This window comes from Caballeronia sp. HLA56, from assembly GCF_054655155.1.
In genome coordinates, this window is record NZ_BAAHOB010000002.1 from 124,975 (window position 1) to 148,885 (window position 23,911).

24 protein-coding genes and 1 tRNA gene are annotated in these 23,911 nt (G+C 62.0%); 11 read left to right on the top strand and 14 right to left on the bottom strand.

The genetic code is table 11. The annotated features are described in order from the left end of the window. Entirely contained in the window at positions 1-1,521 is a 1,521-nt protein-coding gene (locus ACYQ47_RS07020; protein WP_309848146.1) for an acyl CoA:acetate/3-ketoacid CoA transferase, read from the bottom strand. Between the two features lie 196 nt (positions 1,522-1,717). Between ACYQ47_RS07020 and ACYQ47_RS07025 the strand changes: the two genes are divergently transcribed. From ACYQ47_RS07025 to ACYQ47_RS07050, 6 genes are all read left to right on the top strand, one after another. After that, a complete protein-coding gene (locus ACYQ47_RS07025) occupies positions 1,718-2,383 on the top strand; it encodes a TetR/AcrR family transcriptional regulator (protein ID WP_459904911.1) in 666 nt (221 codons plus the stop codon). Positions 2,384-2,510: 127 nt separating this feature from the next. Continuing rightward, on the top strand, positions 2,511-3,290 hold the full coding sequence (locus tag ACYQ47_RS07030) for a 3-ketoacyl-ACP reductase (protein ID WP_459904912.1): 780 nt from the start codon (positions 2,511-2,513) through the stop codon (positions 3,288-3,290). 8 nt (positions 3,291-3,298) lie between these two features. Beyond that, the gene (locus tag ACYQ47_RS07035; RefSeq protein ID WP_459904913.1) at positions 3,299-4,462 is read left to right on the top strand and encodes a dihydrodipicolinate synthase family protein; all 1,164 of its coding nucleotides are present in this window, start codon (positions 3,299-3,301) and stop codon (positions 4,460-4,462) included. 4 nt (positions 4,463-4,466) lie between these two features. Further along, positions 4,467-5,318: a sugar phosphate isomerase/epimerase family protein gene (locus tag ACYQ47_RS07040; protein ID WP_459904914.1), complete on the top strand. Its 852-nt coding sequence runs from the start codon at positions 4,467-4,469 to the stop codon at positions 5,316-5,318. Between the two features lie 92 nt (positions 5,319-5,410). Next, positions 5,411-5,869, top strand: coding sequence for a GNAT family N-acetyltransferase (locus ACYQ47_RS07045; RefSeq protein WP_459904915.1), 459 nt, complete (start codon positions 5,411-5,413; stop codon positions 5,867-5,869). Next, on the top strand, positions 5,866-6,483 hold the full coding sequence (locus ACYQ47_RS07050; RefSeq protein ID WP_459904916.1) for an FMN-dependent NADH-azoreductase: 618 nt from the start codon (positions 5,866-5,868) through the stop codon (positions 6,481-6,483). The genes ACYQ47_RS07045 and ACYQ47_RS07050 overlap by 4 nt, the downstream gene beginning before the upstream one ends. A gap of 18 nt (positions 6,484-6,501) precedes the next feature. Here the strand turns inward: ACYQ47_RS07050 and pdxR are convergent, their stop codons facing one another. Beyond that, on the bottom strand, positions 6,502-7,950 hold the full coding sequence (gene pdxR, locus ACYQ47_RS07055) for a MocR-like pyridoxine biosynthesis transcription factor PdxR (RefSeq protein WP_310392647.1): 1,449 nt from the start codon (positions 7,948-7,950) through the stop codon (positions 6,502-6,504). Between the two features lie 105 nt (positions 7,951-8,055). Between pdxR and ACYQ47_RS07060 the strand changes: the two genes are divergently transcribed. Beyond that, entirely contained in the window at positions 8,056-8,802 is a 747-nt protein-coding gene (locus tag ACYQ47_RS07060; protein WP_459904917.1) for an SDR family oxidoreductase, read from the top strand. A gap of 1 nt (position 8,803) precedes the next feature. On the opposite strand, the gene ACYQ47_RS07065 is transcribed toward ACYQ47_RS07060, so the two are convergent. Then, positions 8,804-9,922: a porin gene (locus tag ACYQ47_RS07065; RefSeq protein ID WP_255784700.1), complete on the bottom strand. Its 1,119-nt coding sequence runs from the start codon at positions 9,920-9,922 to the stop codon at positions 8,804-8,806. Positions 9,923-10,073: 151 nt separating this feature from the next. Between ACYQ47_RS07065 and ACYQ47_RS07070 the strand changes: the two genes are divergently transcribed. Next, on the top strand, positions 10,074-10,709 hold the full coding sequence (locus ACYQ47_RS07070) for a TetR/AcrR family transcriptional regulator (RefSeq protein WP_459904918.1): 636 nt from the start codon (positions 10,074-10,076) through the stop codon (positions 10,707-10,709). A 268-nt stretch (positions 10,710-10,977) separates the two neighbouring features. After that, complete coding sequence (locus ACYQ47_RS07075; RefSeq protein WP_459904919.1) at positions 10,978-13,008, top strand: glycoside hydrolase family 28 protein; 2,031 nt, start codon at positions 10,978-10,980, stop codon at positions 13,006-13,008. 76 nt (positions 13,009-13,084) lie between these two features. Here the strand turns inward: ACYQ47_RS07075 and ACYQ47_RS07080 are convergent, their stop codons facing one another. The 5 genes from ACYQ47_RS07080 to ACYQ47_RS07100 all read right to left on the bottom strand — a co-directional run bounded on the left by ACYQ47_RS07080 (position 13,085) and on the right by ACYQ47_RS07100 (position 17,188). Further along, a complete protein-coding gene (locus ACYQ47_RS07080) occupies positions 13,085-14,359 on the bottom strand; it encodes a hypothetical protein (protein WP_459904920.1) in 1,275 nt (424 codons plus the stop codon). Between the two features lie 166 nt (positions 14,360-14,525). Then, the gene (locus ACYQ47_RS07085) at positions 14,526-15,056 is read right to left on the bottom strand and encodes a hypothetical protein (protein ID WP_459904921.1); all 531 of its coding nucleotides are present in this window, start codon (positions 15,054-15,056) and stop codon (positions 14,526-14,528) included. Positions 15,057-15,080: 24 nt separating this feature from the next. Then, positions 15,081-16,019, bottom strand: coding sequence for a CsgG/HfaB family protein (locus ACYQ47_RS07090; RefSeq protein ID WP_244830057.1), 939 nt, complete (start codon positions 16,017-16,019; stop codon positions 15,081-15,083). A gap of 14 nt (positions 16,020-16,033) precedes the next feature. Then, positions 16,034-16,474 carry a curli assembly protein CsgF gene (locus ACYQ47_RS07095; protein ID WP_250468527.1) on the bottom strand — a complete coding sequence of 147 codons (441 nt, stop codon included), beginning with the start codon at positions 16,472-16,474 and terminating at the stop codon, positions 16,034-16,036. Positions 16,475-16,507: 33 nt separating this feature from the next. Further along, positions 16,508-17,188, bottom strand: coding sequence for a curli production assembly/transport protein CsgE (locus ACYQ47_RS07100; RefSeq protein WP_250468529.1), 681 nt, complete (start codon positions 17,186-17,188; stop codon positions 16,508-16,510). Between the two features lie 289 nt (positions 17,189-17,477). Here ACYQ47_RS07100 and ACYQ47_RS07105 point away from each other — a divergent pair, with 289 nt between their 5' ends. Beyond that, positions 17,478-17,678: a hypothetical protein gene (locus ACYQ47_RS07105; protein ID WP_244830052.1), complete on the top strand. Its 201-nt coding sequence runs from the start codon at positions 17,478-17,480 to the stop codon at positions 17,676-17,678. A gap of 41 nt (positions 17,679-17,719) precedes the next feature. Here the strand turns inward: ACYQ47_RS07105 and ACYQ47_RS07110 are convergent, their stop codons facing one another. The 4 genes from ACYQ47_RS07110 to ACYQ47_RS07125 all read right to left on the bottom strand — a co-directional run bounded on the left by ACYQ47_RS07110 (position 17,720) and on the right by ACYQ47_RS07125 (position 20,940). Next, the gene (locus tag ACYQ47_RS07110; protein ID WP_244830050.1) at positions 17,720-18,067 is read right to left on the bottom strand and encodes a ribbon-helix-helix domain-containing protein; all 348 of its coding nucleotides are present in this window, start codon (positions 18,065-18,067) and stop codon (positions 17,720-17,722) included. Between the two features lie 99 nt (positions 18,068-18,166). Then, positions 18,167-19,750, bottom strand: coding sequence for a GMC family oxidoreductase (locus ACYQ47_RS07115; protein WP_250510757.1), 1,584 nt, complete (start codon positions 19,748-19,750; stop codon positions 18,167-18,169). Positions 19,751-19,831: 81 nt separating this feature from the next. Continuing rightward, positions 19,832-20,479 (bottom strand): twin-arginine translocation signal domain-containing protein, encoded by a 648-nt coding sequence (locus ACYQ47_RS07120; protein ID WP_309958358.1) that lies wholly within the window; start codon positions 20,477-20,479, stop codon positions 19,832-19,834. A gap of 62 nt (positions 20,480-20,541) precedes the next feature. After that, complete coding sequence (locus ACYQ47_RS07125; protein ID WP_244830045.1) at positions 20,542-20,940, bottom strand: VOC family protein; 399 nt, start codon at positions 20,938-20,940, stop codon at positions 20,542-20,544. 180 nt (positions 20,941-21,120) lie between these two features. Here ACYQ47_RS07125 and ACYQ47_RS07130 point away from each other — a divergent pair. Then, positions 21,121-21,197: transfer RNA gene (locus ACYQ47_RS07130), tRNA-Val, on the top strand. Between the two features lie 75 nt (positions 21,198-21,272). On the opposite strand, the gene ACYQ47_RS07135 is transcribed toward ACYQ47_RS07130, so the two are convergent. After that, positions 21,273-21,491, bottom strand: a complete 219-nt coding sequence (locus ACYQ47_RS07135) for a hypothetical protein (RefSeq protein ID WP_244830044.1) — start codon at positions 21,489-21,491, stop codon at positions 21,273-21,275. 89 nt (positions 21,492-21,580) lie between these two features. After that, positions 21,581-23,815 carry a putative bifunctional diguanylate cyclase/phosphodiesterase gene (locus tag ACYQ47_RS07140; RefSeq protein ID WP_250494175.1) on the bottom strand — a complete coding sequence of 745 codons (2,235 nt, stop codon included), beginning with the start codon at positions 23,813-23,815 and terminating at the stop codon, positions 21,581-21,583. Between the last annotated feature and the right edge of the window lie 96 nt (positions 23,816-23,911).

Sequence of the window (23,911 nt, forward strand, 5' to 3'; positions counted from 1 at the left end):
TCATGCAGCCGACTCCGCTTCGAGCAAATGCTCGTCGACGAGCGGCTCGAACGCCATGCGCGCGAGCACGTCGCGGCGCACGTCAATACCCTTCGCCACTTCGATGAGCCGCACGCCGAGCGCATCGAGCCGGAACACGGCGCGCTCGGTCACGTAGAGGACTTCCTTGCCTTCGAGACGCGCCTGCACGCCGCTGAACGTGACATGGCGCACGCGCTTCACGGCCTTGGGCACCGAACCGGGCGTGACTATTTCGAGGCTGTCGGCGTGCTGCTTCACTTCGAGACCTTTCGCCTCGAATGCGCCGCAGAAGACGATCTTCTTCGCGCCCTGTGCAATGTCCATGAATCCGCCCGGGCCGACCACCGTGCTGCCGAGCTTCGACACGTTGACGTTGCCTTCTTCGTCGAACTCGCCCATGCCGAGGAAGGTCACGTCGATACCGCCGCCGCTGTAAAAGTCGAACTGATCGACGCTCGGGAGAATGGCATCGGCATTTCGCGCCGTGCCGAACATGGCGCCGTCGAGCATTACGCCGCGATGCACGCCCTGCTCCACCGATCCCCAGTAGTCGTTGACGCGCCCCTGTCTTGCGAGCACGGCGGGAATCGCGCCCGGAAAGCCGAAGCCGAAGTTCACCGACTGGTCCACGCCAAGTTCCCGTGCCGCGCGTTCGGCGACGATCAGGCGCATGCCTTCGGGATAAGCCGCCTCATCGTTCGAAGAGTGCGCTTCCAAGAGCGCTTCGCCGCTCAACGCCGCGTCGTAGTCGCTGATCGCACATTGACGTTGCGCGGGCGTCTCGACGATCCGGTCGACCATCACGCCGGGAACGCGCACGAGCCGGGCGGGCACGTAGTCTTGCGAACGCGTCTTCACCTGCGCGACGACCGTGCCGCCGCTGTTGTGCGCGGCGAGCGCGACCGCGTAGATATCGAGGTCGGCGGGTTCGTGGCGCGTGGTGAGGTTGCCGCTGTCATCGGCGGAAGACGCCATGACGATGGCCCAGTCGATGCGAAACGGCTTGTAGCGCAAATACTCTTCGCCGCCCAGCGTCACGAGTTCGACGAGATCCTCATGCGTTTGATCGTTGAGCTTGCCGCCGCCGAAGCGCGGATCGACGAACGTGCGCAAGCCGACGCGCGTCAGCACGCCAGGACGCTTCGCCCCGATCTCGCGAAACAGCGTGGCAATCACGCCGCCCGGAAAGCTGTACGCCTCGATACGGCCGCTCTCGGCGAGTTGCTGCATGGCCGGCGACCAGACCCAATGTCCGCCGATCACGCGCCTGACCATGCCTTCGTGCGCAAAACGGCCCAGACCGCTGCCGCGCCCGTCGCCGACGCCGAGCGCGTGAACCACCGTCAAGTCACATGGATGCCCCGTCGTCAGAAAACGCGTTTCGATGGCGGCGAGCACGGCGTCGGGTTCCAGCAAGCCGCCGCCGGAACCGGTGATTGCAATCGTCGCGCCGTCAGGGATCGCGTTCGCGACGGCCTCGGCGTGAATCCATTTATCCAATTTGAATTACCTCGCTCTAATTAACTAAAAACGAACTGGTTCGTTACTTAGAGAAGATGTTGGCACACGCTCGGATCGGCTTCAAGCGCTCGATGAACAAAGTGGGGTTTACGATGATCACGTCGACAGTCCGCGCATTGCCAGTGCCGGCGGCGTCGGCTAACGTTCAGGCTTCGAACACGAAAGAGACGGGGCAATGCCGATAACGACCGCCGAAGCGCCGGACGCGCCGAAGAAAACCAAACGCACGCGCGATCCAATCCAGACGCAGACGAAGATCCTGGCCGCGGCCAAGGCGGAATTTGCGAAAGTCGGGCTGGGTGGCGCGCGCATCGATTCGATCGCCGAAAAGGCGGGCGTCAACAAGCGCATGATTTACGAATACTTCAAGGGCAAGGACGAACTCTTTCAGGCGGTGCTGGAAGACGCGTGGTCCGATATTCGCGACGCGGAGCGCAAGCTGGAACTCGGCCACTTGCCGCCCGCCGACGCCATCCGCGCGCTCATGACGTTCACTTGGGAGTATTACCTCAAGCATCCCGAGTTCATGGCGCTCGTGAACAGCGAGAATCTGCATCGCGCGCGGCATGTGAAGAAGTCGCTGCGTTTTCGCGAACTGCACGGCGGTTTCATCGACATGCTGCAGTCGATTCTCGACCGTGGCGTCGCGGCCGGCGACTTCCGCAGCGGCATCGACGCGCGCCAGTTGCATCTGACGCTTGCGGCCATCGGCTACTACTACCTGACCAATCGCTTCACCGGCGAAGTGATCTTCGGCTTCGATTTCGTCTCGAAAGAGGCGCTGCGCGAACGGCTCGAATTCAATATCGATACCGTGCTCAGCCTGCTGCGTCCGCGCTGACCGCATTTCGGCGGCCTTTCTCTGCCGCCGCTCCCCTGCTAGGTAAAAACCCTCTTCGGCTCGATAGCGCTTGATTTTATAAATAACGAACCGTATCGTTACTTATAAATCATGGAGGGAAAGGGCAATGAACGAATGTCCCGTTGCGCTCGTCACCGGCGCGCGTCGCGGCATTGGCCGCGCGATCGCGCTGGAACTCGCAAGCGCCGGTTTCGATATCGCCATCACGGATATCGCCGCATCCGCCGAACTCGACGATGCCCGCGACGCCGTCATCGCACGCGGCGCACGATGCGCGGTGCAACTCTCCGATCTCGCCGACATCGCGCAACACGACAGCCTGTTCGGCGCAATCGAAGAACGTCTGGGACCGGTGACGTGTCTCGTCAACAATGCGGGCGTCTCGGTGATGTCGCGCGGCGATTTGCTCGATGTATCGCCGGAAAGTTACGACCGGTGCCTCCAGGTGAACACGCGCGGCACGTTTTTTCTGATGCAGGCGTTCGGGCGGCGCATCGCGCGCAATACCGCTGCGCCTGGGGCGAACTATCCACCTTCGATCATCACCATTACTTCGTCGAATGCCGTCGCGGCCTCCGTGCAGCGCAGCGAGTATTGCGTGTCCAAGGCCGGTCTCTCCATGGCAACGACGCTCTTCTCGCTACGGCTCGCGGACTTCGGCGTGGGCGTCTACGAAGTGCAGCCCGGTTTCATCGAAACCGAGATGACGGCGCCCTCGAAAGCGCGTTATGACGTGCAAATGGAACACGGTCTCACCGCGATCAAGCGCTGGGGCACGCCGCAAGAAGTGGCTACCGCCGTGCGCACGCTCGCCACGGGCGGCTTGCCCTACAGCATCGGCCAGCCGATTCGCATCGACGGCGGTCTTCTCGTTCACAAATACTGAGCATACGCATGCAGATCACGCTTCCGACCGAACGCGGCACACTGGAAACCTATCGTCTGATTGGCACGCCGCTCGTGCCGCGCGAACCCGATGCGCTGTTCAATCGCGTCGCATACTCGGCGGCGCATGTCGTCGCCGATCCACGTAAGAGCGGCGAGCTTCACGAACCCGTTGCGATCGACTGGGCACGCACGCTCGAGTATCGGCGCTATCTGATCGGGCAAGGGCTCGGTATCGCCGAAGCGATGGACACCGCGCAGCGCGGCATGGGCCTGCCGTGGAAGAGCGCGCTCGAGCTGATCACGCGCACGATAGCGGACACGCGTGACATGCCCGGCGCTTCGATCGCTTCGGGCTGCGGCACCGACCACGTCGCGCCGCATACAGTCGGCTCTTGCGACGACGTGATCCGCGCCTACGCCGAACAACTCGAAGCCATCCAGCACGCAGGCGGCCGCGTCATCCTGATGGCAAGCCGCGCGCTCGCACGGGTGGCGCGAAATGGCGACGATTACCGGCGCGTCTATCGTGAAGTCCTGTCGATGTGCAATGAGCCCGTCATCCTGCACTGGCTCGGCGACATGTTCGACCCGGAACTCGCGGGTTATTGGGGCGCGCCAGACTACGAGAGCGCGGCGCGGACGTGTCTTGACATCATTGGCGAGAACGCGGCGAAGATCGACGGCATCAAGATTTCGCTGCTCGACGACGCGAAGGAGATCGCGTTCCGGCGCCGCCTTCCGCATGACGTGAAGATGTACACCGGCGACGACTTCAACTATCCCGGCCTGATAGAAGGCGACGAGGTCGGGCATTCGCATGCGCTGCTCGGCATTTTCGATGCCATTGCGCCCGCCGCTTCACAGGCGCTCGCCGCGCTCGCCGTCAACGATCACGCGCGTTATCACGCGTTGCTCGCGCCGACCGTGCCGCTATCGCGCCATATTTTTCGTGCGCCGACGCAGTATTACAAAACAGGCGTCGTGTTTCTCGCGTATCTGAACGGCTTTCAGGATCACTTCTTCATGCTCGGCGGGCATCACGGCATGCGGCCGCCCGTGTATCTCGCGGATGTATTGCGTCTTGCCGATCGCGCTGGCCTACTGCGCGATCCCGAGCAAGCGATTGTGCGAGCGCGCGCGGTTTTATCGGCCCTCGGTTGCGGCGCTTGACATCATGCGCAGCCTGCAAGGAAGACCTGATCTATGCTCGATCAACACGGCGACGCTTGGCCATCGCGAGCCGCTCGACGTGACCATCGACCGTATCGCGCGTGCGGGATTCGGCGGCATTGCGCCGTGGCGGCATGAGGTGGAACAAGCAGATGTCAAGCAGATTGCACGGCAGATTCGCGCGCACGGACTCACAGTGACGGGCTATTGCCGCTCGACTTACATTCCGGCGAAGACGCGTGCTGGGTTCGACGCGAACATTGCAGCGAACCGCGCGGCTCTGCGCGATGCAGCGATTCTCGACGCACGCGCCTTTGTCATGGTCGTGGGCGCGCTGCCCGATGACAGTCGCGACCTGCGCGGCGCGCGCGAGCAGATAGCGGAAGGCATCGGCTTATTGCATGAAACCGCACGTGACTGCGGCGTGCCGCTCGCGCTCGAACCGCTGCATCCCATGTACGCGGCAGAACGTTCGGCCATCAACACGATCGCGCAAGCGCTGGCGATATGCACGGACATCGATCCTCATGCGGATGGCTTTCTCGGCATCGCTGTCGATGCCTACCACTGCTGGTGGGACCCGGCGCTCGTCGAATCGATAGGCGCGGCGGGACGCGACAAGAGGATTCGTGCGTTTCACGTATGCGACTGGCTGCGCGACACGCGCGACATGTTGCTCGATCGCGGCATGATGGGCGACGGCGTGATCGAACTCGCGGCGCTGCGGGCCGCGGTTGAACGGGCGGGCTATGACGGTTTGATCGAAGTGGAGATTTTTTCGAAGGACAACTGGTGGCGCCGCGATCCCGCCGATGTGCTCGACATTTGCGCGCAGCGTCTGCCGAGTGTGTGCTGAAATCTTGGCCTAGTTGGTTTGCGCTTTCTTGGCCCTCGTCGCTGGGTCATCGAGAATGTATCGTACGGTTCATGCCTCAAGGAGAAACACGCATGAACCCAAGGATCGTCATACGCCATCTCGATACGCCCGCCGACTGGACGCGCGCTTTCTCGGTGATGAAACAACTGCGTCCGCATCTGACGGATGCCACGGCTTTCTGCACGCAACTGCGAGCACAGCATGAACAAGGCTACCGTTTGATCGCCGCGTCCGACGCGGACACGGTCCTCGGACTCGCGGGTTATCGCATGCAGATGAATCTGATCTATGGACGCTTCGTCTACGTGGACGATCTCGTCGTCACGAACGAGTTGCAACGTAGCGGCATCGGCGCAAGCCTGCTCGATGCCGTGCGCAACATCGCGCGCGAATCCGATTGCGCCCACTTCGTGCTCGACACAGGCCTGCATATGGCGCTCGCGCAGCGCTTCTACTACCGCAATGGCTTGCTCGCGCGAGGCATGCATTTCGTCGAGACGCTGAACGACACGACGGAGCAGACGCGATGAGACTTCTTCTGCTCAACGCCAGCCCGCATGGCGAGAACAGCCACGGCCATCGACTCACCATGGAGATGATCGAGCGTCTGCGCAGCACCAATATCGTCGAAGTGATCGAACGCGATCTGACGGCGCATCCGCTTGCGCCCATCACACGCGATTATGCCGGCAACGTTACCTCGCGCACGCCCGATGCCAGCGCGTTCGATCTCTCCGAAACGCTGGTCGGCGAGATAGAAGCGACCGATGCGCTCATCATCAACACGCCGATGCATAACTTCACCGTTCCCGCCGCGTTGAAACTATGGATCGACTATGTGTTGCGCATTCATCGCACGTTCGCGGCCACGCTCGAAGGCAAGATCGGCTTGATGCGCGACCGGCCCACGTTCGTGATCGTCGGGTCCGGCGGTTTTCATACAGGGGAACGCGCGCGTCAGCCGGACTTTCTGACGCCGTATCTGCGATATGCGCTGGGTTCCATCGGCATTCACAGCGTGCAGTTTTTATTGCTGCAGGGGCTCGTCATGGCAGACGCCGCAGTGGAGGACGCATTGCGTGTTGCACGCGCCAGGCTCGCGCATCATGCGCTCTTCGCTTCGAGCGATTCCGTCGCGCTCTAATCGCGCTCTAATCGCGCTTTAGCCATCGAACGCGCGCCTCAGCATGCGCGCAAGACGCGACGCTTCCGCTGCGGTGCCGACATTGGCAAAGCCGAGCACGAGGCCACTCAACGTGCGCTTCGTGCGTTTGCCCAGATACCACGCTGATAAACCGATCACCGCGAACCCTGCCTCGCGGGCGCGCGCGGCGACAGCGAGATCATCCACGGGACCGTCGCGGCCCGCATTGAAGATGGCCACCAGATGCATGCCGCCAGCGGGCAACTCCACGCTCAGCCTCGCCCCGAACGCCTGCACGAGCGCATCGGCAAGCAAGGTGCGACGCTCGTCGTACAACGCACGCATGCGCTTGAGATGCCGCGCGAAATGCCCTTGCGCGATGAAGTCCGCCACGGCCGCCTGCAATAGATACGGCGAGCCCGCGTTGGTGCTCCTCGTCAATTGCCCGAAGCGCGCGACGGCCCGCTCGGGCACAACCACATACGAAAGCCGCAAGCCGGGAAACAGCACCTTGCTGAAGGTGCCGCAATAAATCACGCGATCATCCCGGTCGAGGCTCTTCAACGCCGGCAACGGACGCCCGACGTAGCGAAACTCGCTGTCGTAATCATCTTCCACGATCCAGCTTCCCGCGCGATTCGCCCAGTCGAGCAGCTTCATGCGCCGCGCGAGCGAAAGCGTGACGCCAAGCGGACTCTGATGCGACGGCGTGACGAACGCAAAGCGCGCATCCGGCGCGAGCGCCACGCCGCGTTCGACATCGAGACCTTCGTCATCGACCCGCACCGGCACGAGCCGCAGTCCCGCTTCGATAAGAAAGTTGCGCGCGAGCAGATAGCCCGGTTCCTCGAACCACGCGCTGTCGCCCGGTCGAGCGAGGCCGCGCAAGACGAGTTCGAGCGTCGCGCGATAGCCGTTGGTCACGAACACCTGTTCCGGCGAGCATTCCACACCGCGCGACAAGCCGACATACGTTGCAATGTGCTCGCGCAACGGTCCATAGCCCGCTGGTTCCGGATAGGTGAGCGCGGCGACATCGCCGCTTCTCGCGCGATACGCCACGAGCCTGCTCCAGACCTTGCGCGGAAAGGCATCGAGCGCGGGCAGGCCGGGGCGTAGCGGCTTCGCGTCGTTGCCGATGTCATCCGCACGCGGAGGCTGCGCGGGCGCAAGCGCGCGGTCACGGCTCTTGCGCGATCGCGCGGCGGTCGCCGACGGAGGCAACGACGACGATACGAACGTACCCGCCGCGCCGCGCATGTGCAGATAGCCTTCGTTGACGAGGATGCTGTAGGCCAACTCCACCGTGCCGCGCGCGGTGTTGAGCTGCGTCGCCAAGCCTCGCAAGGCGGGCACGCGGTCGCCGGGCCGCAAATGCCCTGCCGCGATAGCCGACTTGAATCGCTCGCAAATCTGCAGATAGATCGGCAATTCCTCGCGCCGGTCGATTTCCATGTTCCACGCCATGACGCATCCTATGGCCTAGTCAATCTTGCGAATCTTGTCCCTTTTGGGTGAGCCATCATTCTTGCACAATGGCTTCAACCATTCATCCACTTGAAGAGGCTGGACATGAAGATTGTCGTTATTGGCGGAACGGGGCTCATCGGTGCGAAGGCAGTCGCCATTCTGCGCGCACAGGGTCACGATGTACTGGCCGCATCGTCGCGCAGCGGTGTGAATGCCGTCACGGGCGAAGGCTTGAAGGAAGCGTTGACGGGCGCGCATACGGTCATCGACGTAACGAACGCGCCTTCATGGGCGCCCGATGACGTGATGGCGTTCTTCCGCACGTCGACCATGAACCTGATCGAAGCCGGACACGCAGCGGGCGTGAAACATCATGTGGCGTTGTCGATTGTCGGCACGGATCGCATGCCGGACAACGGCTATTTTCGCGCAAAGGACCAGCAGGAAAAGCTGATTCGCGAATCGGGTTTGCCTTACACCGTCGTACGCGCGACGCAGTTCTTCGAGTTTCTGCAAGGCATCGCCGATGTCTGTACGAGCGATGACCAAACGCGTCTCTCGCCGCATCGATTTCAGCCGATTGCAGCGGACGACGTGGCGGCCATCGTCGCGGATATCGCGCTGACCGCGCCGCTGAATGGCGTGCTCGATATAGCCGGACCGGAGCGCGCGCCCATGAACGAATTGATATCGCGCTATCTTCAGGCGGTGAATGACACGCGCAATGTCGTCGTCGATACAAACGCCACGTACTTCGGCGGCACGCTCGAAGAAAATTCGCTCGTGCCGCTCGCCGATGCGCGTCTGGGTCGCACGCGTCTTGCAGACTGGTTGCGCCGCGAAGCCTGAATCAGAAGATGTGCATCAGGCCGACATACGCACCCGTTTGCGATTCTCCCGCGAGCGGGCTCGTGCTGGGCGTCGTGTCGCGCGGCGTGGCGAACACCGAAAACGTGCCGTTCGCGCTGTTGCGCACGTAGGCTACCGTGCCATAGACGAACGTGCGCTTGGTGAAGTTGTAGGTCGTGCCGAGCGCATAGAGCGTCGCGTGACTGGCTGGATCGTGCGCCGTATCGCCCGTGCCGTCGCCCACGTGAATGTAAAAGCCCGCGGCCGTCACGGCCCATTGCGGCGTCCACTGGTAAGTCGCGCCGAGCCAGTAGTGATCGGCGCTATCCGCCACGCCTGCGGGCGAATCCGGCGCGGCGTAGTGCGTGTACGCGGCCTGCAGCTTGAACTTGTCGACCTTCACGTTTGCACCGACAAAGTATTCGCGCGACGCCTGGAAGATGTTGTCGAGCCGGCCATCCACGCTGCGCAGTTCATCGTAGATGCCGCGCACGTCGAGCATCGACGAATGATAGGTAAGCATGATGCCGTCCGAGCGGCCGAACTCGCCCGTCGCGCCCTTGTTGAACGCGCCCGGCTGATTGCCGAACGCATACTGCCCCTGCACGTCGAGGCCATGAAACACCGGGCTGTGATATTCGACGTTATTGCTGCTTTGCTGCCAGTTGCGTCCTCTCACGAGCGATGCCGACGACACCGCCTGTTGCACGAAGGGATCGAATTCCCAGACGCCGTCGCTATCGATGAAAAGATTACGGCCAGCCTGCAATTGCCCCCACTCTTTCGAAGTCAGTCCCACATAAGCGCGCCGCGACCACATGCGTCCGCCGCCCGTTGTGCCGTTCATGATCTGCAAGGCGGTTTCGAGCGTGAAGATGGCCGACGTGCCGCCGCCCAGATTTTCGATACCTTTCAGCCCGAACATGCTCGTGCCCCAGTCGCCGCCTTCGGCGCTCCAGCGCGAGGACGTGCCGCCTTGACCGTTCGCCACGTGGTTCAGATATTCGATGCCGCCATCGAGACGGCCATACATGGTGACCGTGGATTGCGCATACGCGCCCGACGCAAAACCTGTCGATAAAAACAGGATACTTGCCGCTTTGATCAAACGATGTCTCATGATGTGTTGCACTCCTTTGACTGGCGCAATCTTATTGACGGAAGTATCTCCGGCAGCAACATAGCACCAACTCGCGAAGTCTTCACGAATGACGGCGATGGAACATGTTAAGCATACAATCGCGTCTCTCACCGACTCGAAGCCTCGCCGCATGATCAAGCCTAAACAACGCGACGCCGAACGCACGAAAGCGGCCTTGCTCGAAGCCGCCGCCGAAGCGTTCGCTCAAAACGGTTTCGCCTCCACGCGCGTGGAAGACGTCGCGCAAAGCGTCGGACTCACCAAGCGGCTCGTCTTTTATTACTTCGATTCAAAAGAGAAACTGTATATCGCGACGCTCGAAGCGGCGTATCAGCGCATCCGTCACGAGGAAGAAGCGCTCGGCGACGCCAACATGCCACCACGCGAAGCGCTCGCGCAAATCTGCGCCTTCACGTTCGATTATTACGTGAGCCATCCGAGCTTCGTGCGGCTCGTGGCAAGCGAGAACATAGAAGGCGGCGCATTCCTCGCGAAATCGGGCGTGGTGCGCGAAAGCAATCAGGGCATCATTCGCCTGCTCGACGCCATCCTCGAACGCGGCCGCGAGCAAGGCGTATTTCGCCGCGATGTCAGCGCGAAGGACGTGCACATGACCATCAGCAGCCTGGCTTTTTTTTGCATCGCGAATCAGCACACCTTCGGCACGCTGTTCGATATCGACATGAAAGCCGAAGCGTTTCTCGTGGCCAAGCGCGCGCAGATCGTGGATATCGTCGACCGGTTTTTGATGCCTTCTAGCAGTTGACGGGGTCTTCTCCGTACCCGCCAGCCAGGACGCGCTTACGTTGAAACCGATTCAACCGGCGATTTCGAAGACAGATTCGCCGGCGATTCTTATGTTTTTCTTATAAATGGCTTAAGGGACAAACCCAAGTATCTCTCTTGATTCGGATCGCTAAGATTCTCCTCGAAGTTGTACGACCACATGAGAGGATTGCGCCGCCTTATCGGATGACATCAGGCAGCGTTCTCCCTCGGATGACGTATTCAAACAACGAGGCTTTGACCCAAGCATGAGAAATTGCATCCACAGCAGTTCAAAGAGAGAAACCAAGAGCAGTCCGTCGCGGATCGCGGCCGCGTGGCTTTTATCGGTTACGACGGTGTTCGCGCTCGGCGCTTGCGGCGGCTCTTCGTCCACGCCGACAAACGCGGCGGTCGAGAATAACGGCGAAGCACCGGCGGCTTCAGCGGCTTCAGCGGCTTCGGCGGCTTCAGCGGGTTCGTCCGCTGCGCCTGCATCGGCAGCTAATCCTGCATCGACCGCTACACCGGCGCCAACCGCCTCCGACGCCACGCCTGCGCAAACCGCGTCCGATGCCGCGCCCGCCAGTGACTCGGCCGTCGTCACGCCGCCCGCAGGCTTCAAGGTCGGCACGACGCTCTACGACGCCGCATTGCCGCCCGAACCGTCGTTGCCCACCGCCGCGCAAGTCTGCAAGGAACTGCCCGCCACGCTCTCCGCGCTGCCAAACGGCCTCCTGCCCGATAGCGCCGACGCCACCGACACTGCGCCCGACACCGCGCGCATTCAGGCCGCGCTCAACGACTGCGCGAACAAGTCGAGCACGAGTCTCGCGACCAACAAGGCCGTGCATCTGATGGCCGGATCGGGCGGCGCGAACGCGTTTCTCGCAGGCGCGCTGACCATGCCGACCGGCATCACCTTGTGGATCGATCAGGGCGTCACGCTCTTCGCGTCGCGCGACCCACGTCAGTACGACAAGACCAAGGGGACGGCGAGTTGCGGCGTCATCACCGCGAGCGACAACGGCTGTCTCGCGCTCATCAACGCGAGCAAGGTCGCCAATGTCGCGGTGATGGGCGACGGTGTCATCGACGGGCGCGGCGGCAGTCCCCTCGTGAGCAGCGTGCCGAACGACCCGAATCTGCTCAAACGCCCCGACGGCACCACCATGAGTTGGTGGGACATCGGCTGGAAGGCCAACAAGGTGCTGAATCAGGCGCAGAACAATCCGCGCCTCGTCCAGATCAGCAACGGGCGCAATTTCACGTTGTACCGCGTGACGTTGCAGAATGCGCCGAAGTTCCATGTGGTGCCGAGCGGCATCGACGGCTTCACGGCATGGGCCGTCAAGATCTACACGCCGACGGCCGCCTATGAAGCCATGACGAACTATCTCGGCATGCCGTATAGCCCCGCCACCGCGAAGAACACCGACGGCATCGATCCCGGCAGTTCGGGCGTCATCACGAGCAATGCGGGCAATCCCGGCAGGCTCGCGGGGGACGCGAGCAACATCCTGATCGCCTATTCGTTCATCCGCACCGGCGACGACAACATGGCGATCAAGGGCGGCACGGGCACGGTCAACGGCCGGACCTATAACCTCACCGTTGCGCATAGTCACTTCTACGAAGGCCACGGCATGTCGATCGGCAGCGAAACCGCTGGCACCGACAACGGCGCGGCCAATCCGGATGTCGTCGCGGTCAACGGCGTCTTGCCGAGCGTGAGCAACGTCAATGTCTACGATCTCGCGATCGACGGCGCGGACAACGGCCTGCGCATCAAGTCGGACTGGAGCCGCAGCGGACTGATCTCGAACATCCGCTATTCGAACATTTGCATCCGCACGCCTTCGTCGTCGCCGGACGGCAACCCGCAGGCACTCATCTTCTCGCCGTATTACAGCGCGACGAAGAATGGCGGCCTTTATCCGAACATGCAGGGCATCGCGCTCGATGGCGTGCGTATCGTGAATGCATCGAGCTATACGTTTCAGGGCTTCAATTCGGCAAGTCCCATCATGCAAGGCTCCGGATGGTCCGGCGGCACGGCGGGTGTGCCGAATCCGCCGGTCGTGAATCCGCTCGTGATTTCGCTCAACAACGTTATCGCGGATATGGCGCCGGCTGGCTTCGCCGTGTCGGATGCGCTTATCGCCATTGGCGCGGATGGAACGAATCTGCCCTTTCAGACCGCCGGCAGCGTGACGGTCACGCGTTCGACCAACACGGGCACGTCAGGCCCGGTCGATTGCAGCGCCGCCTTCGTGCCTTTCCCGGGGCAAGGCGCGTAACGCAATAGGAGACGCGAATAAAAAACGGGCGGCTCCCGCATGAGCCGCCCGCAAGGTACTGCAAGAACCGCGATGCTTACTTCTGTGCGATGGTCGCCTTGTTGCCCGTGCCCGTTTGCGTCACGACAGCCGTGTTGCCGTAGCCAGCTTGCGTCACCGATGCGTTGTTGCCCAGGCCGATCTGCGTGATCACGCCGACGTTGTTGGCGCCCGTTTGCGACGAGGTCGCGACGTTGCCGAAGCCCGCTTGCGTCAGCAGCAAGTCTTCATACGAGCCCGACTGCGAAGCCTTCGCCGTGTTCAGATCGCCGATTTGCGACGACACGATGTTCGATTCACCCGCGCTGTCCTGCGTCAGATCGGCCTTGTTCGACGAGCCGAGTTGCAGCGAGCTTGCCGTGTTGCCGCCGCCGAAGCGCTGTGCAACCGAAGCCGTGTTGTTGCTGCCGGTCTGGACGACGGTCGCGTGGTCGTTCGAAGCGTACAGTTGATCGACGTAAGCGGTGTTGAACGCGGCGCCCGACTGAACGATGTTGGTCGTCTCGTTTTGCGCGTTGATCTGATGCACGCTTGCAAGGTTCGGCAGGCTGGCGCCGCTCTGGTCGATGGTCGTGTGGTTGTTGCCACCGTTGGTCGACGAGACGTTGGCGATTTCCGCGCCGTTCTGCGTGATCTTGACCGTGTCGGCGTATTCGTTGTTTTGCTGAACCGACGTGTCGGTCACGCCGCCCGTTTGCGTCACGGTCGTGTCGTTGTAGCCGCCGCCCGTGGTTTGCACCACGGCCTTGCCGTGGTCACGGTCTTGCGAAATCTTCACCGTGTTGCCGATAGTGGCCGATTGCGTCACGGTGGCTTCGCCGCCGTCGATCTTGCCGTACTGCGTCGAACCTTGATTGATGGTGACGGTGTTCGAGCCGCCGCCCGTTTGCGAGATCGTCGACTTGCTGTTGGCGCCGTATTGGTTGACGGTGTCCTTGTCTTGCGACGCGTTGGTTTGCGTTACGTTGGCCGTCGAGTTCGTGCCGTTCTGCGAGATGCGGGTGGTTTCGCTGTGTGCGCCGTCTTGCGTGACCGTCGCGCCGAGCTTCGAGTTCGCCGCGCCGCTCAGTTGCTTGATGTCGGTGTCGTTGTTCGAGCCATTCGACGACGTGACAGTAGCTTGCGCGTTGTTCGCGCTTTGCAGAACATTGACCGTGTCGTTGCTCGATGCCGTCTGCGTCACGGTAGCCGTGTTGCCGGCGCCGATCTGCGTCACGAAGGCTTTTTCGCCTACCGACGAGTTGTCGGCGAAAGCTGCCGTCGATGCCAGTGCTGCCAGACCCATAGCGATGATAGATGCCTTGACTTTCATTTTTATGCCTCGTTGATTTGATATTTTGAGTACTTCGATTAGTCACCCTAACGGTTGACGGCCCCTACCGTCAGCCGGCACGACTCCACCTACTCTCCTGCATCACACCTTACTGCGTTACCGCGGTCTCCTCTCACCCTGGCACTCGACCATGGCGTTCAGGCACCTACTTCATGAGGACCGAAGCCCTCGCGCCGCCCGTCTGCGTCACAGACACGCCTGCGCCGTTGCGGCTTTGCAGGATGGAAACCTCGTTGCCGGCGCCGTACTGCGTCACCTGCGAAGACATCGAGGAACCGATCTGCGTGACCGCTGCTGCATTACCGCTGCCGCTCTGCACCGTGACCGAGCGGTTGTTCGTTCCGGCCTGATAACCGGCGTACTGGTTGCCGCTGCCCGACTGCGAAAGCGCCGTCCAGTTGTCGTTGCCTGCCTGCGCCGTTGCGGCGGCGTTCGCCACGCCCGCCTGATTGGCGAGCAGCACGTTCTGCCTTGCCTGCACGCCGACGATGCGATTGCCCGCGCCCGCCTGATTGACACGCGCCGTCTGCCCACCGAAGCCCGGCTCCGAAGGACCGAAGTCCGAGATCGGCGAGAGGTCCGCCGCGAACACCGCGAGCGATGCACTCACGACCGCGCCGCACGCCGCGAGCAGCGCGATTTTCGGGGCGCGTGTCAAGGAACGCATTGACTTCATTTCAGTCTCCTCCATCAATGTGCCTTAACTCTTGGCCGCCGATGCGCTCGGCGGATCGATCTTCTCGGGGCTATACGCGGGATTGATCTGCTCCATCGTCGCGGCATAGCCCTGGTTTTCCTGCAAGTAGCGCTGCATGGTCGGGTCATACCAGTCCTTCGTGTCCTTGAGCGACCACGACTGATTGGCCACGCCTTGCACGATCAGATGCACGAGCGCCGATTCGATCGCTTCGTTCACGCACAACTGTTGCGGCTCGTTGCGCGTCATGCCGAGTTCGGCCTGCAACAGATCCTTGAAGCCGATGAAGCGGTACACGCCCGTATCTACCTGAATCGAATAGATGGTCTTGGTGGTCGAGACGCTGTTGAGAATGGTGCCGTTGCGAATATCCACGGCACGCAGGTTCACCGTCACCTGATCCACGCGATACTGCTGCGACGCCGAAATCCCCAGATACGCGACGCCCGCGCCGCCCGTGCGAATGTTCGAGTCGTAGCCGACGATGCCGCCTTCCAGCACGATGCTCGCCGGCGCCAGCGACCCGATCTGCGGAATCGCGCGGTTCTTGTCGTCGGGCGTTTCGAGCGCCCGCATGATCTTGCGTTCGGTGAGCAGGTCCTGGAGATTTTCACGTTCGACCGGCGTGAACCAGCCCGAATCGCGCATGGCTTTCACGAGGAACGACGCGCCGCCTTGTGTCACTTGCGAGGAAAACGAACTGTCCGGCGACGGCTTGTATTGGCCCGTCAGATCGCGAAAGCCATACACGGCCGCGACGATGCGTCCCTTCGGCGGCGGCAGATGCGTGAGATCGCGGGTCACGCGCGTCGGCGGCGTGAGGGTTGCGTTTCCCGCCGAGGGCATCGGCGCGGTCACGCAACCGGTGAGCAGCATCGAGCCGATGACGGCGGCGCCGAGCGCGGCGCGCATCGCGGAAAATTTGAAGTTGTTCTTATTCATGACGATGTTCGAGCTCACTGTCCGTTGCCAACGACGAAGGTCGTCGATGCGCCCGTGGTCTTGTCCGTGGTCGTCACTTGCAGATTGCCGCCCGTGACTTGCGTGATCGCAATCGAGAAATTGCCCGTGTTGATCGTGCCCGGATGCAAGGTGCCGTCGGTGCCGACGATCGAGCTCGAAATCGACGATGCGACGCGCGACAGGATCGCCTGCTGCAGTTGCGTGTTGAACTGGTCGAGCGTGGACTGGCTGCTCGTGCCGAGATCCGACAGCGACGGGTCCTTGTACTTGTTTTGAGCGTTCGCTTCGTTGAGCAGGTTCGTGCCGTTCAGCGGATTGCCGCCGAAGTTCGGATTGACCGGTTCATAGACGAGCGAGGTGGCGTGTGCGGCGGCGAGCGTCGTCGAGAGCGCGCAGGCGAGCATCGCGCGTTTTGCGGGCGCAGTGATCTTCATCGTGAATCCCCGTGATTGGCCGTGTTGCTTTTTTTAGAGTTCGTCCGTCGCCATGTCGGCGTCGCGGAACAAGAGGCGCGATATGTCGGCCTGCATGACGTTCTGAAACGCGATCTGCGCCGCGTTTTCCGCCACCGGCTTCACATTGGAGCGGGCGATCGGCAGGAACGCCTGGAACACGCGGCGTTGCCCGAACTCGACCCACACGAGGCTGCCGTAGCGCGCCGAGGGCCGCTCGTGCACCGAGACGATGTAGCGCTCGGAGAGGGGAATCGCGCCCCATGCCTGCGCGAACCAGTTGTAGAAGTCCTGGCCGGCGAGCGTCACGGTGTCGGTGGTGACGACGCCGCCGAGCGCATCGTCGAGCGGCTTCTGACCGTTGACGTCGGCGCCGCGGGCACGCGGGGTATCGGCGAGGGTATCGCCCTTGTCGAGCGATGACGAACCGTTCACCGTGCCGCGCGAGCTGAGAGGCGCGCCATTGGCGGCGGGCAGCGCGGTGCCGCGGTTCAGCGGGCTGGGCGTCGGCGTGCTCGGCAGCGAAATGAGCGGCTGAGCTTGCGCCGAGCTCGTCACATGCGTGGCGATGGCCGGCGCTTCCGCGTCCTGCGCGTGAGCGCCCGTGATACTTCCCCAAAACGTGATGCACACTGCGGTCGTTCGCCGGAGGGTTTTAAAACCCTTCTCGAGCGAATTGTTTTTATCTCGCTGCATGACTTCCCCGTAAGCCTCTGGCCGCTATGGTGCCGCCTTGAAGCGTTTGTTTTTATTCGTAAGACGGAACCGATTCTGATCGAGACGCGACGGCTTTTATGTTGTCGTCGCCACATTCGACTGAGGAAAGTCGCAAGAAATGAAATCGTGTTGGAAAGGCCACTCAAAGCCAGTTGAAAATCACTGTAAAGAAACGTTTGCCGATGCCGTTAATCGGTGCAGAGCGTGCCGAATTAGGGTTTTCCACAGGCAGCGCCGCTGACAGAATTGATTGCGACAAGAGATAACGATGGTTTTCAGCTACAGAGATATGTTGGTCACGCCGGCGGCAGTCCGGCATGGAGATGCGTTTGCCGCGATGGCGCGCATTCAGGACGTGGACGGCCGCGAGCGCTCGGTGCAACTGCCGGGGGAATTCGATTGCGTGGAAGAAGCGATCAGGTTTGCGATCGCTTCGGGGTTCGAGTATATCGATGGGACTTGTAATTGAAGGGGGTTCAGCGCTGTCTGGACTGGCGGCGGCGCTAGCCGCTACCGCGCCTTCAACACCCTCAACCCCGAATCATTCAACGCATTGCCCACGCGCGCTTCGCTTTCGGCTGGCGCCTTTTTCACTTCGCGAATCGACAGATACCGCAGGCAGCACACGCGCAAGAATGAGGCGAAGTTGGTTGGCATCTCGCCACGCAGTGCGATCAACTCGTCGTAGAGCTTCACCGCGAACTGACTCGTCGTCAGATTTTCGCGCTCCGCGATTTCCTGCAGCACATCCCAGAACAGATTCTCCAGCCTGACCGTGGTGATCACTCCGTGAATGCGCAGCGAGCGCGTGCGCGATTCATACAGAATCGGATCGGCGTTGATATAAACCCCGCACATGAGAAAGCCCTCCCGTGATTGCCGGTCAACCCTACTCCCGGGCGACTCGTCCAGCAATCGAGTCGGACCCGGAAGCATGGCAGGCGTTAGCGCATCCGTTCAAACACGGCGCGCGTTCATCTGTCCCGCGATGTAATCCGCCTGCCGGATCGCGAGCGTCACGATGGTGAGCGTCGGATTTTCCGCCGCCCCCGTCGTGAACTGGCTGCCGTCGGAGATATACAGGTTCGCAACCTCGTGGGTCTGGCCATGCTTGTTGCACACGCCGTCCTCGGCGCGCGCGCTCATGCGGGCCGTGCCGAGATTGTGCGTCGATGGATACGGCGGCACGCGATACGTCATCTTCGCGCCGGCCGCCTCGTACACGGCGCTGCCCTGCTTGTAGGCATGCTCGCGCATTGCCTGGTCGTTCGGATGATCGTCGAAATGGACGTTCGCCACCGGCTGGCCGTATTGATCCTTCACGTCCGAATTGAGCGTCACGCGATTCGTCTCGCGCGGCATGTCCTCGCCGACGATCCACATGCCGGCTGTGTAAGCGTACTGATCCATGGTCTGCGCGAAGCTCGGACCCCACGCGCCCGGATCCACGAAAGCAGCATAAAACGGCAGACCGAGCGACACCGTTTCCAGATGGTAGCCACCCGCGAAACCGCGCTTGGGATCGAACACGGCTTCATCCTCGATGATGCCCGCCATCGTCGTGCCCTTGAACATCTCGACCTTGTCTTCGAACACGCCGTAGACCGAACCCGTCGTGTGGCGCATATAGTTGCGGCCCACCTGTCCCGAGCCGTTCGCGAGCCCGTCCGGAAACTTGCTCGATTGCGAGTTCAGCAAGAGGCGCGGCGTCTCGATGGAATTGCCCGCCACCGCGACGACGCGCGCTTTCTGACGTTGCAGCTTGCCGCTCGCGTCGTAGTAGACGACGCCGCTCGCCTTGCCGCGCGCATCGTGTTCAATGCGCACCACGTGCGCCTGCGTGCGCAACTCCATGTGCCCCGTGGCCTGCGCGCGCGGCAGTTCGGTATAGAGCGTCGACCACTTCGCGCCCATGCGGCAGCCTTGAAAGCAGAAGCCACGCTGGAAGCAATGCGCGCGGTCGTCGCGCACGGTGCTGTTGATCGCCATGTGGCCGGTGTTGCATTCCTTGTATCCGACCTTCTCCGCGCCCGCCGACATCACCTTGAAGTTGTTGTTGCCGGGCAGTCCGGGGAAACCGTTGGTGCGCGTGACACCCAGCTTCTTCTCTGCGCGGTCGTAGTACGGGTTCAGCTCGTCGCGCGTGACGGGCCAGTCGAGCAGGTTCGCGTCCTTGATATCGCCATACGTGGACTTCGCCTTGAACTCCCACGGCTGGATGCGCAGGCTCGCGCCCGCCCAGTGCACGGTGGTGCCGCCCACCGTCTTGCAGATCCATGCGGGCAGATTCGGGAAGTCCTTCGCCACGCGCCACGACCCGGACGTCGTGCGCTTGTCGAGCCACGACAGCATTTGGAACGCGTTCCATTCCTCCGTCGAAAAATCGCTTTGCGTATGCGAGCCGCCCGCTTCCAACACCACCACGTCGATCCCTTTCTGCGCAAGTTCGTTGGCGAGCGTCCCGCCGCCCGCGCCCGAACCGATGATGACGACCACGTGGTCGTCGCTCTGCTTGAACTGCACCTTGTTGCCTGCGTACATGTCTGTCTCCGCTGTGTCCGCTGTATCGCGAGAGTCGGCGCTGCTGCCTGCTCGCCCGATGTCGTTTCGATCCGCGCGCAATCAGCCGTCTTTCGGAATCGGTCCGCTTGCGGCGACCGGCGGGTCCGGCAGCCATGACAGATTGTTGAAGCCCTGATAGAGATAGCCTCCGTCTCCCTTCGATGCCCCATAGCCGAAGTGCGCATACGCCATCGCGTTGCTGTAGAGCGAGACGACCGCGGTGCTGCGAATGGTTTCGAAGAACGGTGTGCCGGCAAGCGCCGCGACATCCTTTGCCTGGTCCGCCGCGGCGCGTTTGGTCCAGTCGGAACCGGCGCCGGCATCGAGCTTGCCGATGCCATCGGCGAGTTGTTGACGCACGGCCGGATCGGCCTTGGCCTTCGCGTCGAGGTCTTTGACGACGAGCGCATACACGGCGTTGTCCAGCGTGGGATGCGGAAACACCTGGCGCGTGAACGCAAGCAACACTTCGCCCTGATGCGTGTCGAACCCTTGCAGTTCGAGCGCCCACACGCGGCTTGGCGCCAGGCTCGCGAACACCGAGGTTACGGCGAGCGTGCCGACCAGCACGCCCGAACCGCGCAGGAATTCGCGTCGTGTCAACGCAATTTTAGGCGGCGCGGCTTGCGCTTCAGAGTGCCGCACGCCCGCCTCGATGACGTCGCCCGCCCGCCGCGGCGCGACGATCGGAATGATCGTGTCTCGCATGTCTATCTCCTTGTGGGGTACTGCAACAGCTTATTTATGTGTATGCGCTGCTCGAAATCGTGTTACTGATAATGGCCGTGCCGCTCCAGCACTTCGATCTTGTATCCGTCCGGGTCCTGAATGAAGAAGTAACGGGCGATGAGCGCGCCGTCGTCGTCGCGGAATTCGCGCAGGTCGTTGGGCGTCATGCCCAGTTCGATGAGACGCTCACGCTCGGCCTTGGCATCCGCGACACTCACGGCGACGTGTCCGTAGCCATCGCCATGGGTGTAGGGCTCGGCGCGTCCCTTGTTCCACGTGAGTTCGATTTCAGCGTCGGTTTCGTCGTTACGCAAATAGACGAGCGTGAAGTCCGGGAAGTCCAGCCGGTGCGCCGTCTCGAGATTCAGCGCGTTCTGGTAAAAGCGCAGCGAGCGGTCGAGGTCCTGCACACGAATCATCGTGTGGATCAGCTTTGACATGGCGTCTCCTCCTTGTGACGCAAGTTTAGGGAGACGCTTGGGGTCAAGGTAATGCCCGGCTAAATAGCCGACTCGGGACTTGCCCTGAGAGGCGAATTGAAAGCCTGCCGCGCCGCCGCAAAAATTTTTGCGTGCGCTCTTGTGCATTGCGATGCCGCTCTCTATAATCCGCCGCTCCACAGGCTCGTAGCTCAGTTGGTTAGAGCACCACCTTGACATGGTGGGGGTCGTTGGTTCGAATCCAATCGAGCCTACCAACGAATGCATTGCATCAAGAAAAAACGCCGCGTATAAGAACGCGGCTTTTTTTTCGTCGATCAAATCGAGTGTTTTCAGTCCCAGCAGTTACGGAACGCGACAGCGGCGATCACCGGCACGGTGAGCACGAGCGGAATGGCGAAGTAAGGCACTTCCAGATCCACGACCCAGCTATAGATCAGCCAGCCGATACCCACGCCAAGCGTGCCGATGCCAACGAGCGCGGTCAGCACGTTGAGCATGACGGGAGACATCCGCTTCTTGGGCGTTTCCTTGGTCGATGGAGTTTCCATGATGGCGGCAGGCGCATTCGAACGCGCGACAGATAAACAAGTCGATTGTATACCCGCCTGCGAGCCGTGCCGACAAGCAGGCCGCAGCGTCAGCCCGCTGCCAGCCGCTGCACTTTCGTGACTGTCTTGAGCAGCGAGTCGAGCGGGACCGGCCGGCTCAGCAAATAGCCCTGCACCTTGTCGCAACCCGCCTCGCGCAGACAGTCCAGCTGCTCTGCCGTTTCCACGCCTTCCGCGACGACCGTCACACCGAGCTTATGCGCGAGCTCGATCACGCCTTCCACCACGATGCGCATCATCTCGTCGGTGGCGATGTTATCGACGAAAGACTTGTCGAGCTTCAGCACGTCGGGCCTGAAACGCGTCAGATAGTTGAGACTGGAATAGCCGGTGCCGAAATCGTCGATGGCAATCCGCACGCCCATCTCGCGCACTTTCGACAGCACGTCCTGTGCATCGTCGACGTTTTCGATCAGCGCCGACTCCGTAATTTCCAGCGTGACGTTGTTCGGGTCGATACAGCATCGCTTGATCGCGTGCCTAAGCACGGAGACGAGACGCGGATCGCGGAACTGTTTCGGCGATACGTTCACCGCCATCGAATGCACGGCGGGCATTGCATGCGAGAGTCGGGACGCCGCCTGCACGGCTTCGCGAATGATCCAGTGCCCCGCTTCGACGATCAAGCCGCTCTCTTCGAGCATCGGCACGAACGCGCCCGGACCGAGCAGACCGAGCAGCGGATGATTCCAGCGCAACAGCGCTTCCACGCCCACGAGCGTGCCGGAATCCACGCGATATTGCGGCTGGAAATGCAGCAGGAACTGGTTCTGGCGAATCGCGTTCAACAGTTCGGATTCGAGATGCGCACGCGCCAGTTCGTCCTTCTCGCGCTCGCCGAACACGCGGAACGTGTTGCGGCCCGCGCGTTTGGCCGCGTACATGGCCATGTCGGCGCTGATGAAGAGCGACTCGGGCGAACTGCCGTGCTCGGGAAAGAGCGCCACGCCGATCGAACAGGTCATCGCGATGCTCTTGCAATCCATCGCTATCGGGCGATGACACGCAATGGCAAGCCGTCGGCACGCCCGCGCGATTTGTTCGTGATCGAACGCGCCCGGCAGGATCACGGTGAACTCGTCGCCGCCCGGCCGCGCGACGATTGCATCGGGCGGCAGCGCTTCCTGAATGCGCGAGGCCAGGGCTTTGAGCACGGTGTCGCCGGCGGTGTGGCCGGCGGTGTCGTTGATGGACTTGAAGCGGTCGATATCGACGAAGAGATAAGCGAACGGCTCGCCCGATGCGCAGCGCGCGTCGAGCGCCTCGACGATCGCGTTGCGATTATGAAGACCCGTGAGGCTGTCGATGTTCGCCAGGCGATGCAATTGCTGAAGCCGGTTGCGCTCCTCGGTGGCATCGACGCAAACGCTCACCACGCGCGACACCGCGCCGTCTTCGCTGACGGGATAGATATCCGCGCGAACCCAGCGCGTGCGTTCCTCCGGCAAGCGCAAACGGAAATAGCTTTGCGCGGGCATGGCCGTGTTGACGGCGGCGCGCATCTGCGTGCGCAGCCCGGCGATATCCTCGGGATGCACGCGCTGCGACCATGCGGTCTCGTCCGCTTCGAGCGCGGACACGGGCATTTCCCACATGCGCTCGAATGCCGAACTCACATGCAGCAGTTCGCGGAAGTCGTGGCTCGCGGTCCAGAACACGGCATCGACGTGATCTTCCATGTCTTTCTGCACGCGCGCCTTGCCCCGCAACTCATCAATGAGCGTGCGCTCCGCCGTGATGTCGCGCGACTTGCAAAGTACCGCTATCAGCTTGCCGAACTCGCCGTAGACCGGCGCGAAAGTGGAAGTCCACCAGCGCAGATTGCCGCGCATGGTGCAGCACGCGCCGGTAAAGGACGTGGATTCGCCGGCCTTGGCGCGTTCGAAAGCGCGGCGCGCGTCGGGGCCGTCCCAGAGCGCGAGCCAGTCGATGCCGACGACATCGTCGGCGGCGCGCGCTTCAATCAGGCGCTGGCCGACTTCGGAGATGCAGACGACCTTGCCCTCCGGACTCAATAGCTTGATGCAGTCGTCCGCGATGGAGAGAAGACCATTCGAGAGCTGACGCGCGACGAAGGTTTGCCGGTGCGCGCGCTGCATCTGCTGGATCACGACGACCGCCGCGATGGCGATGGCCGCCAGCAGCAGGTTCCACGGCAGCGGAATGAAAGGCGTCACCGCGGCGACCAGCAAGACGCCGAAGAACGCGGCTCCAAAGCCGTCCAGGCGCCGTGTGCATTCGACATAGTGAGATTCGCCGGCCACGCTTTCGCCGATGATCCCGAGAAAATCAGACGCTCTGCCCTGCACCTTCGACCCCGTCCGCTGTTGCTGTTGCTTTTGGTTTATCTTACTGATGCA